Raw genomic sequence first — 3,014 nt, 5'->3', positions numbered from 1 at the left:
GTTGAAGACTACAACGTTGATAGGCGAGATGTGGAAGTGCTGTGAGGCATTGAGCTAACTCGTACTAATTACCCGTGAGGCTTAACCATACAACGCCAAAGTGGTTTTATTTGTTAGAAGTTAAGAATAAAAGTAGACGATAAGAATTTAATTACGCTTCCAGATTTTTAGCATTGTGAAAAGATGAGCTCTTACGAGAAATCAATTCACCTTGCGCAAATGAAATGACAAAAAGACGTCATTAGCCATTTGCACGAAAAGAATTTCCTGGTGAACATAGCATTTTGGAACCACCTGATCCCATGCCGAACTCAGTAGTGAAACGAAATAGCGCCGATGATAGTGTGGGGTTTCCCATGTGAAAGTAGGACATTGCCAGGGCCCAATTAGAGAAACCCGTTGCAGAAATGCGACGGGTTTTTTACGTTTATGGTGCTAAATCGTGCTTTAGCGCGACTTTAGCGCAAGGTGAAGAGAGCAACTTTCAGTGACGTTGAGATGGACTCTCTTGGCATCATTTTAAGTCGTTCATAATGGATGGATCACCAATCTCTCATCAGTTGTTAAAACCGCTTATTTCACCTTGCGCAAAAGAAGCGTACTCACTGCGTTCGCTGTCGCTAACCTTTCGCACTTAATTCATCCCTGAAGCTGGGTCCCATCGCGCATCCATGCGCTCACTTCCTCATGCTGCGAAACTTCGTTTCGGTCATTCGTCACCCTTGCGCAAAGCAAACGCACTCACTGCGTTCGCTGTCGTTAACCCTTTGCACCATACTTGCGCAAAGCAAACGTATTCGCTGCGCTCATTATCGTTAACACTTTGCACGATGCTCACCGTTGCTAACCTTTTGCTCCTTTCTTGCGAATAACGGGTATCCACCAACGGATATGCATCTCATTCATTGGCCGAAATGGTATGGGGAAATATGCGACTATATCAGGTTTGCTGCCATCCCTTTCAAAACCAGTTGAGGAAAACCATGAGCCATATATAGATCGGTTGGTTTTCATGGAAGTTTTGTATGTGCAATTGAATTCCGCATAAGTGGAGGAAGGTACTGTATAAGTTTCAAATCCTTTTAATCTATCTCGACTTGTCGCTTCAACACCTAAAACATCCAAAAACTCATCCCGCCTCCCATTTTCTATTGGAAAATAAGCAGAGAGTAAAGGGGAGTTTGTGATCGGGCATGGCCTACCATCATTGAGTTGAGTGAGCTTTTTATACTCTTTTGAACCTACATACCCTTTCCAAAATTTAGGTCCATCTTTTACAAAACTTTCGAAATCAAAGCTCTTGCCAGTGCCTATTATATTAAATTCAGGTACATCAATTATTTTGTAGTCCATACTTTCACCTGTTTTGTTGTCTTGGGAGTAGTAGACTCTCTTATATGAAGAAAGCGCGGTGCCCCCTAAACGGGCAATACTTGGGTTGATTCCATGTATATGTCTAAATGCGCGAGTAAAGGCATTGGGGGACTTGTATCCATATTTGATTGCGATATCGACAATACTTTTATTTGTATTGAGCAATTCAACAGCAGCTAAGGTTAGTTTTCGCCTTCTGATATATTCGGTGCAGGTAATCTTAAATTTAGCAAAAAACATGCGATGGAAGTGGTATTTTGAACAACATGCCACCTTAGCCACATCCTCAATACCAAGGCCGCTATCTAAGTTACTCTCTATATATTCAATTGCCCAATTCATTCGTTGTGACCAAGTCATTAAACAAGCCTCCTCTTAAGCCATTATGGTATTTAATCGCTAAGGCGTCTGTCTCACCTTTTCTTGCTATTTTAAGTTGTGACATTAAAACCTCGCTTGAGGGTTGAATCCGACTAATTTTGTAAGTAAAGAGAGGTAAAGGTTTTGGAACTCCATAGATTTAAGGCTAGTTATGATGAAAGCTTGAAAATAATTTATCTGTATCAGCGGTACGAGCCCTTTCTACTGCTTATGTTAAAGGTGGTTAGGTTTGTTTAAATCCATGCAAACTAGAGCGACTGCTTAACCTTGCAAAGTTAATTGAATCATTTAGCTAATTACTGCAAATAGCCACTCACGTTATCTAATTTAGAATTGATTTAATGCTTTGATCTCGAACAGTCGATACTTTTTTAATTCACAGCAGGGTCATGAATGTAGTTGTTATGGATATTAAGAGTGCAGCCTCATTTATGTGAGAGAGTTAACCATTGTAATATGCTGTGATTAAAAGCCTTCTAAAATATGATATGGCCTTCAGGGAACCGACTTGACTAAATTAAGGAGTGACTAAACTACCTTTGATAGTCAGATAGTCAGATAGTCAGATAGTCAGATAGTCAGATAGTCAGATAGTCAGATAGTCAGATAGTCAGATAGTCAGATAGTCAGATAGTCAGATAGTCAGATAGTCAGATAGTCAGATAGTCAGCGTGTGTTTTAGCTATTTTCTACCCTGTCTATTACTTTTGTTCCTATCCAACCTTTTTGAAAACTAACTTTAGATATAGCTAAAACATATATGTTATCCACAGTTTTTTGTGTATAACTTGTGATTCTAATATGGGTATTTTGAGGTTAACTAAATAAATTAATTTATTAAGAAAAAAGCGAAAAAAACGCTTGCGCCCATCTCAAATCTCCCTATAATGCGCTCCCACTGACACGGCGGGATGCAACGAAAAGCGCAAACCAAAGTGAAGGTTAAAGTTAAACGGAAAGCTTAATTAAGAAAAATTAAATTTTCTAGTTGACTTTAAAAGTGAAGCGGTTAATATGGCGCTCCACTTCGCAGCAACGCTGCGGTAACTAACCAAGGGTTAGTTACATTGTTCTTTAAAAATATGAAGCAATCATCTGTGTGGGCACTCGTACAGATTGAGTTCTAACAGCTCTTGATTCAGGAGCAAAAGAATTAGAATCTCAATTTTACTGAGTGACTATAACAGTCAATTCGATTTATTTCTTTTATAAGAAATTATCAATCAGTATTCATTGAGTCAGGTACTTGGTACCAAAAA

The 3,014-nt window shown here is 39.1% G+C and carries 1 protein-coding gene and 2 rRNA genes; 2 read left to right on the top strand and 1 reads right to left on the bottom strand.

Features of this window, described 5'->3' with window-relative positions; all coding sequences use genetic code 11:
- Both A7985_RS25300 and rrf read left to right on the top strand, forming a co-directional pair.
- Nucleotides 1–89, top strand: a 23S ribosomal RNA gene (locus A7985_RS25300); the annotation flags it as partial.
- 177 nt (nucleotides 90–266) lie between these two features.
- Nucleotides 267–381 (top strand): 5S ribosomal RNA (gene rrf, locus A7985_RS25295).
- 462 nt (nucleotides 382–843) lie between these two features.
- Here rrf and A7985_RS25290 read toward each other — a convergent pair.
- A complete protein-coding gene (locus A7985_RS25290) occupies nucleotides 844–1,734 on the bottom strand; it encodes an AraC family transcriptional regulator (RefSeq protein ID WP_081310738.1) in 891 nt (296 codons plus the stop codon).
- Between the last annotated feature and the right edge of the window lie 1,280 nt (nucleotides 1,735–3,014).

It is taken from the genome of Pseudoalteromonas luteoviolacea (assembly GCF_001696455.1).
Lineage (GTDB): Bacteria > Pseudomonadota > Gammaproteobacteria > Enterobacterales > Alteromonadaceae > Pseudoalteromonas > Pseudoalteromonas luteoviolacea_C.
This window is presented reverse-complemented; position numbering and strand designations above follow the sequence as displayed.

Coding starts and splice junctions, on each gene's coding strand:
- A7985_RS25290 (WP_081310738.1), bottom strand. CDS start 1,734: ATGACTTGGTCACAACGAATGAATTGGGCAATTGAATATATAGAGAGT.